This window comes from Streptomyces bohaiensis (genome assembly GCF_012033785.1).
In the GTDB taxonomy this organism is placed as follows: Bacteria; Actinomycetota; Actinomycetes; order Streptomycetales; family Streptomycetaceae; genus Streptomyces; species Streptomyces bohaiensis.
Window position 1 is genome coordinate 1 of the sequence record NZ_JAAVJC010000420.1, and the last position, 2,884, is coordinate 2,884.

Genomic DNA, 2,884 nt, shown 5'->3' on the forward strand with positions numbered 1-2,884 from the left:
ATCTGATTCTGTATCTGTTCGGTACGCCGGGGCAGGATCGTTTCTGGTTCATGTGGGACGATCTGGTGCGTGGTGCGATCGGTGCGGTGGTGCTGGTCGATACGCGGCGTCTTGCGGATTGTTTTCCTGCGGTTGATTATTTCGAGAATTCCGGTTTGCCGTTCGTGATCGCGTTGAACGGGTTCGACGGGCATCAGCCGTATTCGCCCGAGGAGGTGCGGGAGGCTCTGCAGATCGGGCCGGACGCGCCGATCATCACGACGGACGCGCGGCATCGTTCGGATGCGAAGTCCGCGCTGATCACGCTGGTCGAGCACGCCCTCATGGCACGTCTGCGCTGAACCACCACCGGCGGTTCGCCGCCCGGTGCCCGGCACGGCCGGCACGCCCCCGCCACCCACCGGCGGGGGCGCCGTCGTGTTCGCACCCGGAGCCGTGTGCCGCCCGACGTGGGCCGATACCCTGTTGCGGCACAACGACGCACCGCCCGGCGCGCGCCGACACCGAACGCGCTCCGGCCTCCGAGTGAAGGGCAGCAGCTTTCGTGCGCATCGCCAGATTCTCCATCGACGGAAACGTTGGCTTCGGCATCATCGAAGGAGAGCCGGCCGACGAGGGCGGGCAGCTCATCGAACTGATCAAGGGCCATCCCTTCGGCGACTTCGAGCGCAGCGGTCGCAAGGTCCCGCTGGCCGAGGTCCGCCTGCTGGCCCCCGTGCTGCCGAGCAAGGTCGTGGCAGTCGCCCGCAACTACAGCGAGCACGCGCGCGAGCTTGGCAACACCGTCCCCGAGTCACCGGTGGTCTTCTTCAAGCCGTCCACCACGGTCGTCGGCAGCGGCGATCCGGTGCCCTACCCCACGTTCTCGCAGAACGTCCACTACGAGGCCGAGCTGGCCGTCGTCATCGGGCGCATGTGCAGCCGCGTCCCGCGCGAGCGCGTCGCCGACGTGATCCTCGGGTACACCTGCGCCAACGACCTCACCGCCCGCGACACCCAGCAGACCGAGGGACAGTGGGCACGCGCCAAGGGCTTCGACGCCTCCTGCCCCATCGGCCCGTGGGTCGAGACCGGCATCGACCTGGACGCCGCAGGCGACCTCGCCGTGATGTGCACCGTCAACGGTGAGCAGCGCCAGCTCGGCCGCACCAGCGAGATGGTGCACTCCATCGCGGACCTCGTCGTCCACATCACCGAGGCGATGACGCTGCTCCCCGGAGACGTCATCCTCACCGGCACCCCCGCCGGTGTCGGCCCCCTCACGGTCGGCGACGAGGTCGCCGTCACCGTCGAACGCATCGGAACCCTCACCAACAAGGTCGTGAAGCGTGACTAGCGCAGCCCTCCCATCCGTCCGCGTGCGGTTCTGCCCCTCACCCACGGGCAACCCGCACGTCGGCCTGATCCGCACCGCCCTCTTCAACTGGGCCTTCGCCCGCCACCACGGCGGCACCCTGGTCCTGCGGATCGAGGACACCGACGCGGCCCGCGACTCGGAGGAGTCCTACCACCAGCTCCTCGATTCGCTCCGCTGGCTCGGCCTCGACTGGGACGAGGGCCCCGAACCGTTCGACGCCGACCGCACCGCCCCCGGCGCGCACGGACCCTACCGGCAGTCGCAGCGCATGGAGATCTACGCCGACATCGCGACCCGCCTCCGGGAAGCGGGCCACGCGTACCGCTGCTACTGCACGACGGAAGAGTTGGACCGGCGCCGCGAGGCCGCGCGTGCCGCCGGCCGGCCCTCCGGATACGACGGTGCCTGCCGGGACCTCACCGACGAGCAGCGCGCCGCCCACGAGGCCGAGGGGCGCAGCCACGTCCTCCGGTTCCGTATGCCGGACGAGGCGATCACCTTCACCGACCTGGTACGGGGCGAGCTGACCTTCTCCCCGGAGAACGTCCCGGACTACGGCATCGTCCGCGCCAACGGGGCGCCCCTGTACACCCTCGTCAACCCGGTCGACGACGCGCTGATGGGCATCACGCACGTGCTGCGCGGTGAGGACCTGCTGTCCTCCACGCCGCGGCAGATCGCGCTCTACCGGGCGCTCGCCGACATCGGCGTGGTCAACGGCGCCGTCCCCGAGTTCGGGCACCTGCCGTACGTGATGGGGGAGGGGAACAAGAAGCTCTCCAAGCGCGACCCCGAGTCCTCGCTGAACCTCTACCGCGAACGCGGGTTCCTGCCCGCCGGGCTGCTGAACTACCTCTCGCTGCTCGGCTGGTCGATCGCCGAGGACCGCGACATCTTCACCCTGCGCGAGATGGCGGACGCCTTCGAGATCAGTGCCGTGAACGGCAACCCGGCGCGCTTCGACCTCAAGAAGGCCGAAGCCATCAACGCGGTCCACCTGCGCGAGCTGTCGGTCGACGAGTTCGCCGTGGCCTGCGAGCCGTGGCTGCGTGCACCGTACGCTCCGTGGAAGCCCGAGGAGTTCGACGCCGAGGCGTTCGCCGCTCTCGCCCCGCTGGCCCAGACGCGGCTCACGGTGCTCTCCGACATCACGGACAACGTCGACTTCCTCTTCCTCCCGGAGCCGGCCGTCGACGAGAAGTCCTGGGAGAAGGCGATGAAGCCCGGCGCTCCGGAGCTGCTCGCGACCGCCCGCGACCTCATCGCCGCCTCGGACTGGGAGGCGGAGGCGTTGAAGAACGCGGTGCTCGCCGCCGGCGAGGCGCACGGTCTGAAGCTCGGCAAGGCACAGGCCCCGGTACGCGTCGCCGTGACGGGCCGGACCGTCGGCCTCCCGTTGTTCGAGTCGCTGGAGGTCCTCGGCGATCGACCAGCCGAGCAGCGAGAGGTAGTTCAGCAGCCCGGCGGGCAGGAACCCGCGTTCGCGGTAGAGGTTCAGCGAGGACTCGGGGTCGCGCTTGGAGAGCT

Annotated in this window: 3 protein-coding genes; all 3 read left to right on the forward strand. The window is 69.6% G+C overall.

The features are described from left to right. Positions 1–341, forward strand: a 341-nt coding sequence (locus tag HCN52_RS23470; RefSeq protein WP_209314907.1) for a GTP-binding protein, incomplete at its 5' end; no start/stop codon positions are given. Positions 342–544: 203 nt separating this feature from the next. Beyond that, positions 545–1,336: a fumarylacetoacetate hydrolase family protein gene (locus tag HCN52_RS23475; protein ID WP_168090436.1), complete on the forward strand. Its 792-nt coding sequence runs from the start codon at positions 545–547 to the stop codon at positions 1,334–1,336. Positions 1,337–1,358: 22 nt separating this feature from the next. Beyond that, positions 1,359–2,884: glutamate--tRNA ligase (gene gltX, locus HCN52_RS23480; RefSeq protein WP_376767200.1), on the forward strand; the 1,526-nt coding region annotated here is incomplete at its 3' end.